Below are 18716 nucleotides of genomic sequence, written 5' to 3'. Positions count from 1 at the left end.
TCTACGATGGTTGCCGTGTTGACCCCCCTCGCCTTCATCGCGCAGCGCTGGACACCCACCACCCGTACGCTGCGCCGCGCCGCGCTCGCCGCCGTCGTGATGAGCGTGCTCATCGTCGTCACCGGCGGTGCGGTACGGCTGACAAGCTCCGGCCTCGGCTGCGACACCTGGCCCAAGTGCACCGACGACAGCCTGTTCGCGACGCCCGAGGAGGGCATCCACGGCGCGATCGAGTTCGGCAACCGCATGCTGACGTACGTGCTGTCGGCGGCGGTCGGCTGGGTGATCATCTCGGCGCGTGCGACGAAGCCCCGGCGGCGCGGGCTGAGCCGGCTCGCCTGGGCCCAGTTCTGGATCGTCATGCTCAACGCCGTCCTCGGCGGCATCACCGTGCTGGCGGGCCTCAACCCGTGGACCGTGGCGGGCCACTTCCTGGCCGCCACCTCGTTGCTCACGGTCGCCGTGATCACCTGGCAGCGCACCCGCGAGGGCGACAGCGCTCCGCGCCCCCGCGTCCCCGGCCCCCTGCGCAGGCTGTCCTGGGCCCTGACCATCGCCTCCGCCGTACTGATCGCGGCGGGCACCGTGGTGACCGGCTCGGGACCGCACGCGGGCGACGGCAGCGACGTACCGCGGATGCCGTTCGACTGGGCGACCACCGCGCATGTGCACGCGATCGCGGCCTGGGTCGTGTGCGCGCTGGCACTCGCGATGTGGCTGGCCCTGCGCGTCGTCGACGCACCCAAGGACACCAGGGCACGCGCGCGTGACCTGCTGCTCGTCCTTCTCGCCCAGGGCGCCGTCGGCTATGTGCAGTTCTTCACCGACCTGCCCGAGATCCTCGTCGCCATCCACATGCTCGGGTCCTGCCTGGTGTGGATCGCCGTCCTGCGGGTCGCCCTGAGCCTGCGCGAGCGTCCGACGGTCGCCCCGTCGCTGCCGGCGAAGTCCGACTCATCGGTGTCGGCCTCCGTCTGACGGCGGATCGGCAAGGCCGTAGACGCGGCGGGCGTTGCCCGCCGCGATCATCCCGGCGACGCGCTCCGCGTCCGCCCGCGACCATGCCCCGTCGCCGACCCAGCCGCCCAGCACCCGCCCCAACGCGTCCCTGAATACCCGAGCGCCCACCACATGCAGCTCGGGCAGGGCACTGGCGCCGCTGGAGAAGAGCAGCTTCCCGAAGGGCGCGAGCTCCAGGATCTCCTCCAGTACGGCGGCGGCCCGCACCCCCGTATGAGCGAGGGCCGGTCCGAGGTCCGCGTACACATGCGGGAAGACGCTGGCCAGGTGCGCGGCGTGCCGGTGGTACGGGTAGCCGTGCAGCAGCACCAGATCGGTGCCGAGGCCGGCCGTGGCGGCCACGAAGGCGGTGAGCAGCATCGGGTCCGTACGGTCGATGCGCAGGTGCGGGTCGGCGGCGCCGGCGTGCAGTTGCAGGGGCAGGCCCGAGGCGACGGCGATCCACAGCAGGTGCCGCAGGAGTACCGGGTCGGTGAGCCGGCCCCCGACCCGGCGCCCGGCCAGCCAGCGCCCCGCGGCGCCGCGCACCTCGCCGGGGCCCGGCGGATCCGGCGCCAGGGCGAGCCCGTGCCGTGCGCCCGCGACCGAGGTGAAGGCGACGGCAGATCCGGCCGCGCCGTGCACGGCCTCGGCGAGGTTGGCCAGCAGACTCTCGACGGTGCCCGAGGTGTCGGCGACCTGCTCGGCCAGTAACTCCAGGCGCACGATCTCCCTGGCCTCGGCGGCGCCCGCCGCGGCGATCTCCGTCGGCCCGGTGAGGTCACCCGGCAGCCCGGTGTCCACCAGATAGGTGGAGATCCCGGTGCCGCGCAGCAGCCGCCTGCCCGACTCCAGCACGCCCAGTTCCCGGCGGCGGGCGAGATAGCGCGCGGGGGTGCAGTGCGGTTCGAGCCCAAGCAGCGGCGGGCACCAGCGGCGCACCGCGAAGCCGGTCTGAGTGTCGAAGAAGGTCGTGCCGGGGGCGGGCGGCGCGGAGGTCCGGCCGAGACGCGCCTCGAAGGTGCCCAGGCCCAGCTCCGTACGGAGCACTCCGTGACAGTACTGGTCGACCAGGGAGGGCGTATCGATCATCCGGGGCTCCCTGTGGTGGACGTACCTTCCACAGGCTCTAACGGGTGAACCGCCTCCGGGTGTTGCTACCCGTTGGACGGACCGCCGATCTGGATGCCCGCCATGCGGCTCCACTCGTACGGTCCGGTGCGCACCTTGGCCGCGAATTCGCCGTCGAAGGACTCATGGAGGGTGATCCCGGCCTTCTCGGCGGCGCTCTGCGCGGTGGCGTGGTCGGGCGCCACCAGGTCGCCCCAGTCGCCGTCCTCGCCGACGAGCACGATGCGGGTGCCCGCCTGTCCGATGTACGCGAGCTGGCCCTCGGCCCCGCCGTGCTTCTTGGCGAAGGCGCCGATCTCCTTGGCGAGCTTCGACGCCTTGCGCTCTGCCTGCTTCGTCGCCTGCTTGGTGTCTGCCATGGGCAGGATGCTACCGACGAGTAGACCGACGGGCGAGGGGTGGGGTGCGGCTGCCGTGCGGACGGGGCCGGGTCAGCGGAGGAAGGGGTCGACCGCCACCGCGACGAAGAGCAGCGAGACATAGGTGATCGACCAGTGGAACAGCCGCATCTCCTTGAGCTTCGCGCCCGTCACGCCGGACTTGGCGCGGGACCGCAGCCCGTGCGCCTCCTTGAGCCACCACACGCCGGCCACGACCGCGACCGACGTGTAGAACCAGCCGGTGTAGCCCAGGGGGGTCAGCAGCAGCGAGACGGCCACCATCACCCAGCTGTAGGCGACGATCTGGCGGGCCACCACCTGATTGGAGGCAACGACGGGGAGCATCGGCACGCCGACCCGCGCGTAGTCCTCCTTGACCTTCATCGACAGCGGCCAGTAGTGCGGCGGCGTCCAGAAGAAGATGACCAGGAAGAGGATGACCGCGGCCCAGGACATCGAGTCGGTGACCGCGGACCAGCCGATGAGCACCGGCATGCAGCCCGCGATGCCGCCCCAGACGATGTTCTGCGAGGTGCGCCGCTTGAGGATCATCGTGTAGACGATGACGTAGAAGAGCAGCGCGCCCAGCGAGAGCGCCGCGGACAGCCAGTTGACGAGCAGCCCGAACCAGAGCGTGGAGATCACCGCGAGTGAGATGCCGAAAACCAGGCATTCGCGCGGGCTCACGATTCCGGTGACCAGTGGGCGCTGCGCGGTGCGGTCCATCAGCGCGTCGATGTCACGGTCGATGTACATGTTCAGCGCATTGGCGCCGCCTGCGGAAAGATAACCACCGAGGCAGGTCACCAGGACCAGCCACAGGTCGGGCACGCCCTGCTCCGCCAGGAACATCACCGGGACGGTGGTGATCAGCAGCAGTTCGATGATCCGAGGCTTTGTCAGTGCCACGAACGCCTTGACCCGTGCTCCGAATGGCCGATGGCCTCCCGGGCTCGGAGTCAAGACGACCCCTGCGGGTCGGGACTCGACGGCCGTCACGCACACCCCTGACAGAGAAATTCCAGCAAGCTCCGGGCGTGAAGGCCCGGTAAAGGCTTGCGCGTACCACGCCACTGTAGACGTTGCCCATACGCCGTTCTTCGCGGGGGTGCGGTCGTGTTGAGGGTCGTGATGAGCAGGGAGGCGCGCAGCCACGTACCCAGGAACCACAGTGAAATGCGTTCACCGGGAGGCGGACTCGCACACCGCCCCGCAGTCTGACTGTGGCTGTTTTTTTCGAAGTCACGCAGTCGAAAAGATGCGTGTTCTCGCGGGGGTAGGCTCGACAACGCCCGGCGCGGCTGCCAGTCGCCGGGATTCGACATGTTGGAGAGGAGCCCTGACGCAGGGTGAGCACCAAGCCGACCGCTACAGACCTCGAGTGGACCGAATTGGACCAGCGGGCTGTCGATACCGTCCGCGTCCTGGCCATGGATTCCGTACAGAAGGTCGGCAACGGCCACCCTGGTACGGCCATGAGCCTGGCCCCCGCCGCATATGTGCTGTTCCAGAAGCTGATGCGGCACGACCCTTCCGACGCCGAATGGACCGGCCGTGACCGGTTCGTCCTGTCCGCGGGTCACTCCAGCCTGACGCTGTACATCCAGCTCTACCTGGCCGGGTACGGCCTGGAGCTGGACGACCTCAGGGCGTTCCGCACCTGGGGCTCGAAGACCCCGGGGCACCCCGAGTACGGGCACACGACCGGTGTGGAGACCACCACCGGCCCGCTGGGCCAGGGTGTCGCCAACGCCGTAGGCATGGCGATGGCCTCCCGCTACGAGCGCGGCCTGTTCGACCCGCACGCCGCCGCCGGCACCTCCCCGTTCGACCACACCATCTGGGCGATCGCCGGTGACGGCTGCCTCCAGGAGGGCATCTCCGCGGAGGCGTCCTCGCTGGCCGGGCACCAGAAGCTGGGCAACCTCGTTCTGCTGTGGGACGACAATCACATCTCGATCGAGGGCGACACGGAGGCCGCGGTCTCCGAGGACACCTTGGCGCGGTACGAGGCGTACGGCTGGCACGTCCAGCGCGTCGCACAGCTGCCCGACGGCGACCTCGACCCGGTCGGCCTGCACAAGGCGCTGCTCGCGGCCCAGGCCGAGACCACCCGCCCGTCCTTCATCGCGGCCCGCTCGATCATCGCCTGGCCGGCCCCGCACGCGCAGAACACCGAGGCCGCGCACGGCTCGGCGCTCGGCGACGAGGAGGTCGCGGCGACCAAGCGCGTCCTGGGCTTCGACCCCGAGAAGTCCTTCGAGGTCTCCGATGAGGTCATCGCGCACACCCGCGCGGTCCTCGACCGTGGCCGTGACGCCAAGGCCGAGTGGGAGAAGTCGCTCGCCGCCTGGCGGACCGCCAACCCGCAGCGCGCCGCCGAATTCGACCGCATCGCCACGGGCGAGCTGCCCACGGGCTGGGAGGAGAAGCTCCCGGTCTTCGAGACGGGCAAGGGTGTCGCCACCCGTGCCGCGTCCGGCAAGGTGCTCCAGGCGCTGGGCGAGGTCGTGCCCGAGCTGTGGGGCGGCTCCGCCGACCTCGCAGGCTCGAACAACACGACGATCGACAAGAACTCCTCCTTCCTCCCGGTGGGCAACCCGCTGCCGGGCGCGGACCCGTACGGGCGCACCATCCACTTCGGCATCCGCGAGCACGCCATGGCCGCGGTCATGAACGGCATCGCGCTGCACGGCAGCACCCGCATCTACGGCGGCACCTTCCTGGTGTTCTCCGACTACATGCGCAACGCCGTCCGGCTCTCGGCGCTGATGCACCTGCCGGTCACCTACGTGTGGACGCACGACTCGGTCGGCCTCGGCGAGGACGGTCCGACGCACCAGCCGGTCGAGCACCTGGCCACGCTGCGCGCCATCCCGGGTCTGAACGTGGTGCGCCCCGCCGACGCCAACGAGACGGCGATCGCCTGGCGCGAGATCCTCAAGCGCTACACCAAGGAGTTCGGCAAGGGCGCCCCGCACGGGCTCGCGCTGACCCGCCAGGGTGTGCCGACGTACGACGCCAACGAGGATGCCGCGCGCGGCGGTTACGTCCTGTTCGAGGCCGAGGGCGGCGAGCCCCAGGTCGTCCTCATCGGCACCGGCTCCGAGGTGCAACTCGCCGTCGAGGCGCGCGAGCAGCTCCAGGCCGCGGGGGTCGCGACCAGGGTTGTCTCGATGCCCTCGGTCGAGTGGTTCGAGGAGCAGGACCAGGCGTACCGGGACTCGGTGCTGCCGCCCTCCGTCAAGGCGCGGGTGGCCGTCGAGGCCGGGATCGGTCTGACCTGGCACCGCTTCGTCGGTGACGCGGGCCGCATCGTTTCGCTGGAGCACTTCGGCGCTTCGGCCGACGGCAAGGTCCTCTTCCGCGAGTTCGGCTTCACTGCGGATGCAGTCGTTGCCGCCGCCCGGGACTCGCTTGAATTTATTTCCGGGATCGCAGCCGCAGCGCGCTGACGCCGGTATACGACAAGTAGGAGATGGAAACCTCATGACAGACGCACTCAAGCGCCTCTCCGACGAAGGCGTCGCGATCTGGCTTGACGACCTTTCGCGCAAGCGGATCACGTCCGGCAATCTCGCCGAGCTGATCGACCAGCAGCACGTCGTGGGCGTCACGACCAACCCGTCGATCTTCCAGAAGGCGATCTCGTCCGGCGACGGTTACGAGCAGCAGCTCGCCGACCTCGCCGCCCGCAAGGTCACCGTCGAAGAAGCCATTCGCATGATCACGACGGTCGACGTCCGCGACGCCGCCGACATCCTGCGGCCCGTCTTCGACGCGACCGGCGGCCAAGACGGCCGGGTCTCCATCGAGGTCGACCCGCGCCTGGCGCACAACACCAGGGCGACGACCGCCGAGGCCAGGCAGCTGGCCTGGCTGGTGGACCGGCCGAACACCCTGATCAAGATCCCGGCCACCAAGGCGGGTCTCCCGGCGATCACCGAGACCATCGGTCTCGGGATCAGCGTCAATGTGACGCTGATCTTCTCGCTGGAGCGCTACCGCGAGGTCATGGACGCCTACCTGGCGGGTCTGGAGAAGGCGAAGGCCGCGGGCCTGGACCTGGCGAAGATCCACTCGGTGGCGTCGTTCTTCGTGTCCCGCGTGGACACCGAGATCGACAAGCGCCTGGACGCCCTGGGCACCGCCGGGGCCAAGGACCTCAAGGGCAAGGCCGCACTGGCCAACGCCCGTCTCGCGTACGAGGCGTACGAGGAAGTCTTCTCCTCCGACCGCTGGTCCCCGCTGGACAAGGCCCGTGCCAACAAGCAGCGTCCGCTGTGGGCCTCGACCGGCGTCAAGGACTCGTCGTACAAGGACACCCTGTACGTCGACGACCTGGTCGCCCCCGGCACGGTCAACACCATGCCCGAGGCGACGCTCGAAGCGACTGCCGACCACGGGCAGATCACCGGCAACACGATCGCCGGCACCTACGAGCAGGCGCGTGCCGATCTCGACGCCATCGAGAAGCTCGGCATCGCCTACGACGACGTGGTGCAGCTCCTTGAGGACGAGGGCGTCGAGAAGTTCGCGGCGTCCTGGAACGACCTGCTCAAGTCCACCGAGGCGGAGCTCAAGCGCCTCTCCCCTTCGGAGGCCTGACCCTCTTGTCTGCTGTACGCGGAGCTAACCCGCTCCGTGACGCTCAGGACCGGCGGCTCCCGCGCATCGCGGGGCCGTCCGGCCTGGTCATTTTTGGCGTCACGGGCGATTTGTCACGCAAAAAGCTGATGCCCGCCGTCTACGACCTGGCCAATCGCGGCCTGCTGCCGCCGGGTTTCTCGCTCATCGGCTTCGCACGCCGCGACTGGGAGACCGAAGACTTCGCCCAGGTTGTCCACGACGCCGTCAAGGAACACGCTCGTACGCCCTTCCGTGAGGAAGTCTGGCAGCAGCTGATCCAGGGCATGCGCTTCGTCCAGGGCGACTTCGACGACGACAAGGCGTTCGCGACACTCAAGTCGACGATCGCCGAGCTCGACCAGGCGCAGGGCACCGGCGGCAACTTCGCCTTCTACCTCTCCGTCCCGCCCAAGTTCTTTCCCAAGGTCGTCATGCAGCTCAAGAAGCACGGGCTCGCCGACCAGCAGGAAGGTTCGTGGCGGCGCGCCGTCATCGAGAAGCCCTTCGGGCACGACCTGGCCTCCGCGCAGGAGCTCAACCGGATCGTGCACGAGGTCTTCCCGCCCAACGAGGTCTTCCGGATCGACCACTATCTGGGCAAGGAGACGGTCCAGAACATCCTGGCGCTGCGCTTCGCCAACCAGATGTTCGAGCCCCTCTGGAACCGGTCGAATGTCGACCATGTGCAGATCACGATGGCCGAGGACATCGGCATCGGAGGCCGCGCCGGCTACTACGACGGCATCGGCGCCGCTCGCGACGTCATCCAGAACCACCTCCTGCAGCTGCTCGCGCTGACCGCCATGGAGGAGCCCGCCTCCTTCGAGGCGGACGCACTGGTCGCCGAGAAGACCAAGGTCCTCGGTGCCGTACGGCTTCCCAGGGATCTTGGTCAGGAGACCGTTCGCGGGCAGTACGCGGCGGGCTGGCAGGGCGGCGAGAAGGCCGTCGGCTATCTGCAGGAAGAGGGCATCGACCCCGAGTCGACGACCGACACCTACGCCGCGGTGAAGCTGCAGATCGACAACCGCCGCTGGGCGGGTGTGCCGTTCTATCTCCGTACGGGCAAGCGCCTCGGCCGCCGCGTCACCGAGATCGCGGTGGTCTTCCAGCGCGCCCCGCACTCCCCCTTCGACCACACGGCAACGGAGGAGCTGGGGCAGAACGCCCTGGTCATCCGCGTGCAGCCGGACGAGGGCGTGACGGTCAGGTTCGGCTCGAAGGTGCCGGGCACCTCCATGGAGGTGCGGGACGTCTCGATGGACTTCGCATACGGCGAGTCCTTCACGGAGTCCAGCCCCGAGGCGTACGAGCGCCTGATCCTCGACGTCCTGCTCGGCGACTCCAACCTCTTCCCGCGGCTGGAAGAGGTCGAGCAGTCCTGGCGCATCCTCGACCCGATCGAGGAGTACTGGGACAAGCACGGCAAGCCCGCGCAGTACGTGGCCGGCACCTGGGGCCCCGACGAGGCGGACGAAATGCTCGCACGAGACGGACGGAGCTGGCGTCGGCCATGAAATTCGATCTGACGGACACCACGGCCAGCAAGATCAACAAGACGCTGGTCCAGGGGCGCCGTGCCATCGGCACGCCCGCCGTCGGCATGGTGCTGACCCTGGTCATCGTCACCGACGAGGAGAACGCGTACGACGCGCTCAAGGCGGCCAACGAGGCTTCCCGCGAGCACCCTTCGCGCACCCTCGTCGTCATCAAGCGGGTCTCGCGCTCGCCGCGCGACCGCGCCAAGGCGCGCCTCGACGCCGAGGTGCGGGTGGGCGCGGACGCGGGCACCGGTGAGACGGTCGTACTGCGGCTGTACGGCGAGGTCATCAACCACGCGCAGTCGGTCGTGCTGCCGCTGCTGCTGCCCGACGCTCCGGTCGTCGTGTGGTGGGCGGTGAACGCGCCGCTCGACCCGGCGAAGGACCCGCTCGGTGCGCTGGCCCAGCGCCGCGTCACCGACACCTACGCCGCCGAGCAGCCCATCCAGGAGCTGGCGGCGCGCGCCGACACCTACACCCCGGGCGACACCGACCTGTCCTGGACGCGCATCACGCCGTGGCGCTCGATGCTCGCGGCCGCGCTGGACCAGGTGCAGTGCGAGGTCACCTCGGTGGAGGTGGAGGGCGAGGAGTTCAACCCGAGCGTCGAGCTGCTCGCCATGTGGCTGGCGGGGCGGCTGTCCGTCCCGGTCAAGCGCGCCTTCTCCGCGGGACCCGGCCTGACGGGCGTGCGGATGGAGACGGACTTCGGGCCGATCTCACTCGGCCGGTCGGACGGCTCGCTCGCAACGCTGTCCATCAACGGACAGCCGGACCGCGCGGTGGCGCTCAAGCGGCGGGAGACCGCCGAGCTGATCGCCGAGGAGCTGCGCAGGCTCGACCCGGACGACACATACGCGACGGCGCTGAAGTTCGGCGTCGACCGGCTCACTGAGCCGGAGGGGCAGACACGGGCATCGGAGTCGGGCGCGAGCACCGCGGCCGACGACACGAAGGCGAAGCCCGCCGCTGCCGCCGCGAAGAAGGCTCCGGCCAAGAAGGCGGCGGCGAAGTGAGTGGTGCACCTCAGCTTGTCGTGCATCACGACAAGGAGCTGATGGCGCAGGCCGCGGCGGCCCGGCTGATCACGAAGATCGTGGATGCGCAGGCCGCGCGCGGTTCGGCGTCGGTGGTGCTGACAGGCGGGCGCAACGGCAACGGCCTGCTGGCCGCGCTGGCCTCCTCGCCGGCCCGGGACGCCATCGACTGGCGCCGCCTCGACCTGTGGTGGGGCGACGAGCGGTTCCTGCCGGACGGCGACCCGGAACGCAATGTCACGCAGGCCCGCGAGGCGCTGCTTGACCTGGTGCCGCTGGACCCTGCCCGGGTGCACGCGATGCCGGCTTCGGACGGTCCGTACGGCAATGACGCGGACGCCGCGGCTGCGGGGTACGCCGCGGAACTGGCCGCCGCCGCGCGGCCCGAGGACCACGGCCCGGTGCCCTCCTTCGACGTCCTGATGCTGGGCGTCGGCCCGGACACGCATGTGGCTTCGCTGTTCCCGGAGCTGCCCGCGGTCCGGGAGACCGAGCGCACGGTGGTGGGCGTCCACGGCGCCCCCAAGCCGCCGCCGACCCGGGTCTCGCTCACGCTGCCCGCGATCCGCGCGGCGCGTGAGGTGTGGCTGCTCGCGGCGGGCGAGGACAAGGCGAAGGCCGCGGCGATCGCACTGTCGGGCGCCGGGGAGATCCAGGCACCGGCGGCGGGCGCGTACGGGCGCAGCCGGACGCTGTGGCTGCTGGACGACGCGGCGGCTTCGCAGCTGCCGCGCGCGCTGTATCCTCCGGCCACGTCCTGACCGACCCGAGTCGTGTCGAAGGCCCGGCCCGCGATCATCAGCGGGCCGGGCCTTCGACGTGGGTACGGGATGCCTGCGGCGCTGTTCCCCACCCCGCCCCTTCCCGAAGCCGGGGGAAACCCCCGGCCCCCCGGCCCCCCGGACGCCCTACCGGCGTGTCCTCAAGCGCCGGACGGGCTGAAAGATGATTTCTTTCAGCCCGTCCGGCGTTTGAGGACCGGGGTCTGGGGCGGAGCCCCAGTTGTGGGAAGGTGCGGGTAGGGGACAAGCCTGCCGCAGGCGCCCACCCGCACCCCCTACTCCCCCCGCTCCAGGAACGGCGCCAGCACCCCCGGCACCGCGTCCGCCGCGAACTTCAGCCCCTCGGGCTGATCCGCGTCGTAGACCGAGTACGCCCCCGCTCCCGCGGCGGTCGTCGCGGTGAGCGTGATCAGCCCCGCCCGGCGCTGGAAGAAGGACTGCTTGACCGTCCAGCCGATGACCCCGCCCCGCTGCAACGCCACCGTCGTACGCCGCACCGTCCCCGACCTGGCCACCAGATAGTCGCCACTGACCGCGTGCCCCAGGCTCCGGTACGCGTCGACGGCCAGGAAGTACCCGAGCGGGAACACCGCCACCGCGCAGGCCCCGGCCACATACAGCAGGACATCGGTCAGCAGGACGCCGAGCACGGCGAGGACGAGCACCGGCAGCAGCGCCGCCGCGAAAGCCCAGCGCAGCCGGCGGGTGCGGGCGGCGCGGGGGTGCGCAATGAGGCGGGCGGTGCTCGTCGGGGACGTGGGCTCGCGCAGGACGTGCGCGGCCACCGCCTCCGCAACAGCCCGAGGCGCGGCGGGCAGCAGCGTCTTGTGGTCGGCGTTGCGGCTGTTCTCGTCCTCGGCGAGCCCGGTGGCGACGGCGTCCACCCGGGCCGCGCCAAGGGTCCGTACGCCGAGCGGCTCGACCAGCTCCACCCCGCGCAGTCTGCGCTCCTCGATGGAGATCGAGCGGGTGGTGAACAGCCCCCGACGCACCCGCAGGGTGCCGCCGGGCTCCCGCTCCAGGCGGTAGTTCCACCACATCTCGACCCACAGCCCGAGCGCGCCGACGGCGCCCGCCACGCAGGCCCCGACGACGAGCAGTACGACGATCCAAACGACCGAGGTGTCCTGGAAGCGGTCGCCCACCCAGTGGATCAGCCTGCCCTGGGCGCCGAACCATTCGCTGACCTGCATCAGAGCCCCGACCGCCGCACCGCCCAGCGCCGGGGCGACGAAGGAGACCGGTGCATACCTGATCCAGCGGGGGTCGAGCGTGGCCAGTTCGCCCTCGCGGTGTGCTCCGGGTTCACCGGAGGCCGCCCGCGCCAGCAGTACCCGGCGGAGCCGCTCGCCCTCCTCGCGGGTGACCGGGTCGAGTTCGAGGGTGGACTCGCCGGTGTTCTCGCCCGTACCGATACGGACCTTCACCAGGCCGAGCAGCCGCAGCATCACACTGGCCGTCAGGTCGACGCTGCGGATGCGCTCCCGGGCCAGTGAGCGGCGTTTGACGAGCAGCAGCCCGGTGTGGAGTTCGGCGCGCTCGGGACCGATGCGGTAGCGGGTCCTGCGCCACCGCACATAGTCGGCCGCGGTGCCGCCCGCGATCACCAGGACGGCGGCGGTCAGCACCCAGCCGAGGGCGACCCACAGGGGCCGGCCGTTCGCCAGGGCGAGGGTGGCGGGCACTCCGGCGCCGACCACCACACCGCCCATGACCAGCGCGGTGACGAGCACGGTACGCACACTCAGCCGCCGCCACCCGTCCGGCGTCTCCCCCGCCTCCACTCCCGCCTTCACTCCCGTTTCCGCCCTCACCTCGGTCACGTCGCGTCCCCGGGCGTCGCCCGGGTGATCCGTGTCAGCTGTTCGGCCAGCGACGCGGCCAGCTCGTGGTCGAGCCCCTCGATCTTCACCGCGCCCTTGGAGGAGGCGGTGGTGACGATGACGGTGGAGAGCCGATACGCCTGCTCCAGCGGCCCGCGCACGGTGTCCACGGTCTGGATCCGGGACATGGGCGCGATCCGCCACTCCTGCCAGAAGAAGCCGGTACGGACGTACACCGCCTCCTCCGTGACCTCCCAGCGGTGCACCCGGAACCACCACAGCGGCAGGAACAAAGCGCAGGCGAGCCCCGGCACCCCGACCAAGGCGGCGGACAGCAGCAGCCACGGCCGTGCGGGCGCGATGAGCACGCCCAGCACGACCAACACGGCCACGACGGGCAGGACAATCAGCAGCCACTGCGTGCGCCACCAGCCGACGACCCGCCCGTCCAGCGTGTTGTTCGGCGGCCTCAGCCGGACGGTGGCCTCTATGGAGTTCAACGGCCGCGCAGCGTGCGGTACTTGCCGACGAGTGCGGCAGTCGAGCTGTCCAGCTGCTCGCTCTGGACGCCTTCGGTCAGCACGGGCTCGATCTTCTTCGCGAGGACCTTGCCGAGCTCCACGCCCCACTGGTCGAACGAGTCGATGTTCCAGACGGCCCCCTGTACGAACACCTTGTGCTCGTACAGCGCGATCAACTGGCCCAGCACGGACGGGGTCAGCTCCTCGGCGAGGATCGTCGTTGTCGGGTGGTTGCCCTGGAAGGTCTTGTGCGCCACCAGTTCCTCGGCCACCCCCTCCGCCCGTACCTCGTCCGGCGTCCTGCCGAAGGCCAGCGCCTGGGTCTGGGCGAAGAAGTTCGCCATGAGCAGGTCGTGCTGGGTCTCAAGGCCGGGGGCCAGGTCGGCGACCGGCTTGGCGAAGCCGATGAAGTCCGCCGGGATGACCTTGGTCCCCTGGTGCAGCAACTGGTAGTACGCGTGCTGCCCGTTGGTGCCGGGCGTGCCCCAGACGACGGGTCCGGTCTGCCAGTCGACGGCGTTGCCGTCCCGGTCCACGGACTTGCCGTTGGACTCCATGTCCAGCTGCTGGAGGTACGCCGTGAACCTCGACAGGTAGTGGCTGTACGGGAGGACGGCGTGCGCCTGCGCGTCGAAGAACCCGCCGTACCAGACACCGAGCAGGCCCAGCAGCAGCGGCGCGTTCTCCTCGGCGGGCGCGGTGCGGAAGTGCTCGTCGACGAGGTGGAAACCGGCGAGCATCTCGCGGAAGCGGTCGGGGCCGATGGCGATCATCAGCGACAGGCCGATGGCCGAGTCGAACGAGTAGCGCCCGCCGACCCAGTCCCAGAACTCGAACATATTGGCCGTGTCGATGCCGAAGTCGGCGACCTTCTCGGCGTTCGTGGACAGCGCCACGAAGTGCTTGGCGACGGCTCCGTCACCGGCACTCTCGCCACCGGCACTCTCGTCACCGGCGCGGAGGTTCGTCAGCAGCCAGTCGCGCGCGGACGTGGCGTTGGTGATGGTCTCGATCGTGGTGAACGTCTTGGACGCGATGATGAACAGCGTCTCGGCCGGGTCCAAGTCCCGCACGGCCTCGTGCAGATCGGCCCCGTCGACGTTGGACACGAAACGGACCGTGAGGCCGCGGTCGGTGAAGGAGCGCAGCGCCTCGTACGCCATGGCCGGTCCGAGGTCGGAGCCGCCGATGCCGATGTTCACGACGTTCTTGATGCGCTTGCCGGTGTGACCGGTCCACTCCCCCGACCTGACCCGCTCGGAGAAGCCCGCCATCTTGTCGAGCACGGCGTGCACGGCCGGTACGACGTTCTCGCCGTCGGCTTCGACCGACGCGTCCCGCGGGGCGCGCAGCGCGGTGTGCAGCACCGCCCGGTCCTCGGTGATGTTGATCCGCTCGCCGCGGAACATGGCGTCGCGCAGTTCGGCGACACCGGTGGCGGCGGCCAGCTCGCGCAGCAGTCCCAGGGTCTCGTCGGTCACCAGGTGCTTGGAGTAGTCGAGATGGAGATCGCCGACCGTGAGGGTGTACCCGGTGCCCCGCTGCGGATCGTCCGCGAACAGCTCGCGCAGATGTGTCCGGCCCAGCTGCTCACGATGCTTGCCCAGAGCGGTCCACTCGGTCGTCCGGTTCAGCCTGGTGCGGCTCTCTGCGTTCATCTCGGACATCAGCCCATTCTTCTCGTACCTGCGTCCATGCCGCCTGCCTCTCCAACCTAATTGATCAGAGCGGCAGACGGCATGCGGAAGCACTCAGTGGCACGCGGTGGCCGACAAAGCGGTCCGGCCGGACACCCGAGGGCATCCGGCCGGACCACACAATTCCTAGATTTCGCCGCGTAGTTTCGCGAGCGCTTCGGCGAGGATCGCCTCGCCGTCCGCGTCGCTGCGCCGCTCCCGTACATACGCGAGATGCGTTTTGTACGGCTCGGTGCGTGGTGGGGCCGGCGGATTGTCGCGGTCCTGGCCGGCCGGGAATCCGCAGCGCGGGCAGTCCCAGTTGTCCGGGACCTGCGCGTCGCTGGCGAAGCTCGGCTGCGTCTCGTGCCCGTTCGAGCACCAGAAGGAGATGCGGAGACGGGGCGCGGACTCGCCGCGCTCAGCCTCACCCATCGGCCCCGCTCCGACCCGGCTTCCCCGGATCGCGTTGCCACTTGCCACGGTCGTAACTCCCTGCGTGATGGTGCTGCGAAGCGTCGTCAACAGCTCGGCTGCTGCGCCCCGGTCTATCGAGGGCCCAACGCGCATCCCGCTACTGGAGTTACATCCGCACTCCAGGACACGTGGAGACGCTGGACCCATGATAGGCCGCACCCTGCCTCCTTATCGGAGGACGGGTCAGCTGTCCAGCTTCATCAGCAATGCAAGAACGACAATGCACGCGAACCACAACAGACCGATGACCACGGTGATCCGGTCGAGGTTGCGCTCGGCGACCGAGGACCCTCCGACGGACGACTGCATGCCGCCACCGAACATGTCGGAGAGACCGCCGCCTTTCCCCTTGTGCATCAGAACCAGCATCATCATCAGCAGGCTGAAGACGATCAGGGCGATCGAGAACCCCATAACCACGGCTGGACCAACTTCCTCGGACTTCGCAAACGGACGGGACTCACATACGACGACAGGGGCCGGACGGCTGTCTGCACAGCCCCCGGCCCCCGCAAGACTACGACGGATCGGCCCTAAGGCCTACTCACTGGTCACCCTACTGGTCACGGAACCGCACGATCTTGACGAACTCGTCGACATCCAGTGCCGCACCGCCCACCAGGGCACCGTCGACATCCGGCTGCGCCATGATCGCGGCGACGTTCCCGGACTTGACCGAGCCGCCGTACTGGATACGGACCTTGTCTGCCAGCTCCTGCGAGTACAGCTCAGCGAGCCGGCCGCGGATCGCTCCGCAGACCTCCTGCGCGTCCTCGGGGGTGGCGACCTCGCCGGTGCCGATCGCCCACACCGGCTCGTACGCGATCACGATGGACTCGGCCTGCTCGGCCGGGATGTCCTTCAGTCCGCCGTCGAGCTGGGCGAGCGTGTACGCGACCTGATTGCCGGCCTTGCGGACGTCCAGGCCCTCACCGATGCACAGGATGGGCGTCAGGTCGTGCTTGTACGCGGCCTTCACCTTGGCGTTGCAGATCTCGTCGGTCTCCGCGTGGTACTGGCGGCGCTCGGAGTGCCCGACCGTGACGTACGCACACCTGAACTTGGCGAGCATGAGGCCCGAGATCTCACCGGTGTACGCACCGGACTCGTGCGCCGAGATGTCCTGGGCGCCGTACTTGATCTTGAGCTTGTCGCCGTCGACCAGGGTCTGTACGGACCGCAGGTCGGTGAAGGGCGGCAGGACCGCGACCTCCACGGCGTCGTAGTCCTTGTCGGCCAGCGCGAAAGACAGCTTCTGGACGTGGGCGATGGCCTCAAGGTGGTTGAGGTTCATCTTCCAGTTGCCAGCCATCAGCGGGGTGCGGGTGCTGCTCATATGGGATCAGTCCTCCAGTGCGGCGAGGCCGGGAAGCGTCTTGCCCTCGAGGTATTCGAGGCTTGCGCCGCCACCGGTCGAGATGTGGCCGAATGCGTTTTCGTCAAAGCCCAGGATGCGGACGGCCGCGGCGGAGTCGCCGCCGCCGACCACCGTGAAGGCGGGGCTGTCGATGAGGGCCTGGGTGAGCGCCCTGGTGCCGTCGGCGTAGTCGGGGTGCTCGAAGACGCCCATCGGACCGTTCCAGAAGACGGTGGCCGCGTCTGCGAGCTTCGATGCGTACAGCCTGCTGGTCTCCGGGCCGATGTCCAGGCCCATCTGACCGGCCGGCATGGCGTCCGCCGCGACCGTCGCCGGGTGAGCCGGGGCCTTGGTCTTGAGGTCCGGGAACGCGGGCGCGACCAGTACGTCGACGGGCAGCACGAACTCCACACCCTTGGCCTTGGCGCGCTCCAGGTACTCCTGGACTTTCGGGACCTGGTCCGCCTGGAGCAGCGAGGTGCCGACCTCGTGGCCCTGGGCCTTGAGGAAGGTGAACATCATGCCGCCGCCGATGAGGATCCGGTCGGCGCGCTCCAGCAGGTGGTCGATCACGCCGAGCTTGTCGGAGACCTTGGCGCCGCCGAGGACCACGACGTACGGGCGCTCGACGTCGTCGGTCAGCTTCTTCAGTACGCCGACCTCGGTGGCGATGAGACCGCCCGCGGCGTGCGGGAGACGGGCCGGGAGGTCGACGACGGAGGCGTGCTTGCGGTGCACGGCGCCGAAACCGTCGCCAACGTATACGTCGGCGAGCTCGGCGAGCCGGTCGGCGAAGGCGCCGCGCTCGGCGTCGTCCTTCGAGGTCTCGCCGGCGTTGAAGCGGAGGTTCTCGATGACGGCGACCTGGCCGTCGGCCAGGCCCGCGACCACGGCAGTGGCGGACTCGCCGATCGTGTCGGTCGCGAACGCGACGTCGGTGGCGAGAAGTTCACCGAGGCGTGCGGCGACGGGGGCCAGCGAGAAGGCCGGGTCCGGGACGCCCTTGGGGCGGCCCAGGTGCGAGGCGACAACAACCTTGGCGCCCGCGGCGGCCAGCTTCTCGATCGTCGGCTGGACTGCCCGGATGCGGCCGTCGTCGGTGATGGTGGTGCCGTCGAGCGGCACATTGAGGTCGGCGCGGACAAATACCCGCTTGCCCGCGACCCCTTCGGCGAGAAGTTCGTCGATGGTCTTCATCTGTTGTTCCTGGACTCCTTGGGAGACAAAACACGTGACAGGGCCCGGGCAGCGCCTCATTGCGCCGCCCGGGCCCTGTGCTCACATCGAGGTGCCTGCCGTACGGATCAGAGCTGGTTGCCGACGAAGACCGTGAGGTCGACGAGGCGGTTGGAGTAGCCCCACTCGTTGTCGTACCAGCCGATGATCTTCACCTGGTTGCCCTCGGCCATGGTCAGCAGAGAGTCGAAGGTGCAGGAGGCCGGGTCGCCGACGATGTCCGAGGACACGATCGGGTCCTCGGTGTAGACCAGCTGGCCCTTGAGGTCACCCTGGGAGGCCTTCTGGAACGCGGCGTTGACCTCGTCGCGGGTGACGTCGCGCTCCAGCGTGATGACCAGGTCGGTGACCGAACCGGTCGGGACCGGGACGCGCATGGCGATGCCGTCCAGCTTGCCCTTGAGCTGCGGGAGGACCAGCGCGGTGGCCTTGGCGGCACCCGTGGTGGTCGGAATGATGTTCTCCGCGGCAGCGCGCGCCCGACGAAGGTCGGAGTGCGGGAAGTCCAGGATGCGCTGGTCGTTGGTGTACGCGTGCACCGTCGTCATCAGGCCCTTGACGATGCCGAAGTTCTCGTCGAGAACCTTGGCCATCGGCGCCACACAGTTGGTGGTGCAGGAGGCGTTGGAGATGACGTGGTGGTTGGCCGCGTCGTACTTTTCCTGGTTGACGCCCATCACGATGGTGATGTCCTCGTCCTTGGCCGGAGCCGAGATGAGGACCTTCTTGGCGCCACCGGCGATGTGCTTCTCAGCGTCCGCCTTCTTGGTGAAGATGCCAGTCGACTCGATCACGATGTCGACGCCGAGCTTGCCCCACGGAATGTCCGCCGGGTTGCGCTCGGACAGCACCTTCACGGTGTGGCCGTCGACGGTGATGGTGTCCGCCGTGTGCGACACCTCGGCCTTGAGGCGGCCCATGATGGTGTCGTACTTCAGAAGGTGTGCAGTTGTCGCAGTGTCACCCAGGTCGTTGACTGCCACGATCTCGATGTCCGCACCCTGCTCCAGCAGCGCCCGGAAGTAGTTGCGCCCGATGCGGCCGAAGCCGTTGATGCCTACGCGGATCGTCACGAACCGATCTCCTCGTTGGTACGCCGGGTTTCGACGCCGGCGAGATGTATGGGA

The 18716-nt window shown here is 69.4% G+C and carries 17 protein-coding genes; 6 read left to right on the top strand and 11 right to left on the bottom strand.

Annotation, left to right across the window (positions count from 1 at the left end; genetic code table 11):
• The first annotated feature begins 6 nt into the window (after positions 1-6).
• Positions 7-978: a COX15/CtaA family protein gene (locus tag ABCR94_RS23330; RefSeq protein WP_347121830.1), complete on the top strand. Its 972-nt coding sequence runs from the start codon at positions 7-9 to the stop codon at positions 976-978.
• Here ABCR94_RS23330 and ABCR94_RS23325 read toward each other — a convergent pair.
• The 3 genes from ABCR94_RS23325 to ABCR94_RS23315 form a co-directional block, all read right to left on the bottom strand.
• The gene (locus tag ABCR94_RS23325) at positions 955-2091 is read right to left on the bottom strand and encodes an amidohydrolase family protein (RefSeq protein ID WP_347121828.1); all 1137 of its coding nucleotides are present in this window, start codon (positions 2089-2091) and stop codon (positions 955-957) included. The genes ABCR94_RS23330 and ABCR94_RS23325 overlap by 24 nt on opposite strands.
• 65 nt (positions 2092-2156) lie before the next feature.
• The gene (locus tag ABCR94_RS23320) at positions 2157-2489 is read right to left on the bottom strand and encodes a hypothetical protein (RefSeq protein WP_347121827.1); all 333 of its coding nucleotides are present in this window, start codon (positions 2487-2489) and stop codon (positions 2157-2159) included.
• A gap of 72 nt (positions 2490-2561) precedes the next feature.
• A complete protein-coding gene (locus ABCR94_RS23315; RefSeq protein WP_347121825.1) occupies positions 2562-3515 on the bottom strand; it encodes a heme o synthase in 954 nt (317 codons plus the stop codon).
• A gap of 344 nt (positions 3516-3859) precedes the next feature.
• Between ABCR94_RS23315 and tkt the strand changes: the two genes are divergently transcribed.
• Genes tkt through pgl form a run of 5 tightly spaced genes read left to right on the top strand, consistent with a single transcriptional unit; the run spans position 3860 to position 10478 of the window.
• Positions 3860-5965 (top strand): transketolase, encoded by a 2106-nt coding sequence (gene tkt, locus ABCR94_RS23310; protein WP_347121823.1) that lies wholly within the window; start codon positions 3860-3862, stop codon positions 5963-5965.
• Between the two features lie 34 nt (positions 5966-5999).
• Positions 6000-7118: a transaldolase gene (gene tal / locus ABCR94_RS23305; protein ID WP_347121822.1), complete on the top strand. Its 1119-nt coding sequence runs from the start codon at positions 6000-6002 to the stop codon at positions 7116-7118.
• A 5-nt stretch (positions 7119-7123) separates the two neighbouring features.
• A complete protein-coding gene (gene zwf / locus ABCR94_RS23300; protein ID WP_347121820.1) occupies positions 7124-8656 on the top strand; it encodes a glucose-6-phosphate dehydrogenase in 1533 nt (510 codons plus the stop codon).
• Entirely contained in the window at positions 8653-9696 is a 1044-nt protein-coding gene (gene opcA, locus ABCR94_RS23295) for a glucose-6-phosphate dehydrogenase assembly protein OpcA (protein WP_347121818.1), read from the top strand. Before zwf ends, opcA begins: the two co-directional genes overlap by 4 nt.
• A complete protein-coding gene (pgl, locus tag ABCR94_RS23290; RefSeq protein WP_347121816.1) occupies positions 9693-10478 on the top strand; it encodes a 6-phosphogluconolactonase in 786 nt (261 codons plus the stop codon). The genes opcA and pgl overlap by 4 nt, the downstream gene beginning before the upstream one ends.
• Positions 10479-10774: 296 nt before the next feature.
• On the opposite strand, the gene ABCR94_RS23285 is transcribed toward pgl, so the two are convergent.
• From ABCR94_RS23285 to gap, 8 genes are all read right to left on the bottom strand, one after another.
• Entirely contained in the window at positions 10775-12283 is a 1509-nt protein-coding gene (locus ABCR94_RS23285) for a PH domain-containing protein (protein ID WP_347122039.1), read from the bottom strand.
• 35 nt (positions 12284-12318) lie between these two features.
• Positions 12319-12813: a PH domain-containing protein gene (locus ABCR94_RS23280; protein WP_521977657.1), complete on the bottom strand. Its 495-nt coding sequence runs from the start codon at positions 12811-12813 to the stop codon at positions 12319-12321.
• A 5-nt stretch (positions 12814-12818) separates the two neighbouring features.
• A complete protein-coding gene (gene pgi / locus ABCR94_RS23275) occupies positions 12819-14501 on the bottom strand; it encodes a glucose-6-phosphate isomerase (protein ID WP_347122037.1) in 1683 nt (560 codons plus the stop codon).
• 165 nt (positions 14502-14666) lie between these two features.
• Complete coding sequence (locus ABCR94_RS23270) at positions 14667-15002, bottom strand: RNA polymerase-binding protein RbpA (RefSeq protein ID WP_073790820.1); 336 nt, start codon at positions 15000-15002, stop codon at positions 14667-14669.
• 177 nt (positions 15003-15179) lie between these two features.
• Positions 15180-15410 carry a preprotein translocase subunit SecG gene (gene secG, locus ABCR94_RS23265; RefSeq protein WP_283516792.1) on the bottom strand — a complete coding sequence of 77 codons (231 nt, stop codon included), beginning with the start codon at positions 15408-15410 and terminating at the stop codon, positions 15180-15182.
• Positions 15411-15552: 142 nt separating this feature from the next.
• Positions 15553-16332, bottom strand: a complete 780-nt coding sequence (gene tpiA, locus ABCR94_RS23260; protein WP_347121812.1) for a triose-phosphate isomerase — start codon at positions 16330-16332, stop codon at positions 15553-15555.
• Positions 16333-16338: 6 nt separating this feature from the next.
• Positions 16339-17550, bottom strand: a complete 1212-nt coding sequence (locus ABCR94_RS23255) for a phosphoglycerate kinase (protein WP_347121810.1) — start codon at positions 17548-17550, stop codon at positions 16339-16341.
• 107 nt (positions 17551-17657) lie between these two features.
• Positions 17658-18662 (bottom strand): type I glyceraldehyde-3-phosphate dehydrogenase, encoded by a 1005-nt coding sequence (gene gap / locus ABCR94_RS23250; RefSeq protein WP_347121808.1) that lies wholly within the window; start codon positions 18660-18662, stop codon positions 17658-17660.
• Positions 18663-18716 lie beyond the last annotated feature (54 nt).

The sequence above is a fragment of the Streptomyces changchenzhani genome, from assembly GCF_039766235.1.
GTDB lineage: Bacteria > Actinomycetota > Actinomycetes > Streptomycetales > Streptomycetaceae > Streptomyces.
Note: the sequence above shows the minus strand (reverse complement) of the source record. Positions and strands in the feature narration are given on the sequence as shown.